This window comes from Dietzia sp. CW19, assembly GCF_014145265.1.
Classification (GTDB): domain Bacteria; phylum Actinomycetota; class Actinomycetes; order Mycobacteriales; family Mycobacteriaceae; genus Dietzia; species Dietzia natronolimnaea.
This window is the reverse complement of the sequence record NZ_JAALEE010000558.1, coordinates 11,719-12,460: the sequence shown is the minus strand read 5'-3', so window position 1 is coordinate 12,460 and position 742 is coordinate 11,719. Positions and strand designations below refer to the sequence as shown.

The 742-nt window shown below is 66.2% G+C and carries 1 pseudogene; it reads right to left on the bottom strand.

Going from position 1 to position 742, the window contains the following annotated elements:
* Positions 1-725, bottom strand: a pseudogene (locus G6021_RS15740) (IS21 family transposase); the annotation flags it as partial.
* Between the last annotated feature and the right edge of the window lie 17 nt (positions 726-742).

Genomic DNA, 742 nt, shown 5'->3' with positions numbered 1-742 from the left:
TGCAGATGCTGCGCGGGAACATGGTCAGGGTCGGTCACGAAGGAATGTCGCCTACCGGAGACGGCGTGGGAGGCGATGACCTCCCCGCCAGCCATGACCGTGAGCGTGGGACCGGTGATCTTCACATCGACGTGCTGGCCGGCGAACGTGTGGGGCACCGAGTACTTCACCGTGGCGATCTCCACGTGGTAATCACGGTTGACCTTGGACTTCTTCCAGATGACTGGCTGCCAGCGGGCCTCGGGAAGGTCGAACAGTTCCGACTGCTCGTGCTCGGTGAACAGCTCCCGGCGGCTGGTCTTCTGGCCGCGGAACGGGGTCCGGTCGTTGATCGCCTCCACCTCGGCGGCGATCGCGTCGTTCGCATCGTCCAGGCTCGCGAAGCGCCGATCGGCCAGGCGTCCAATCACCCAGTTCGTCACCACTTTCACTCCGGCCTCGACGTTCCCCTTGTCGCGGGGTGCCGCCGATCTCGTGGGCACCGCGGCGGTGTGGTGGTACTCGAGGAAGTCCCGGTACTCGCGGTTGACCTCCCGGGCCCGGTCGCCGCGGGCGATCTGATTCGACGCCGTGGAGGCGTTGTCCGGGACGATCACCTGCGCCGCGCCGCCGAAGTACTCGAACGCCTGTAAGTGCGCGTCGAGCCAGTTCGGCATCTTCTCGTCCAGACAGCCGCAGGCGAAGACCATCCCCGAGTACGGCAGCGATGCCACGAACACCGACACCGTTGTCCTGGTGCCGG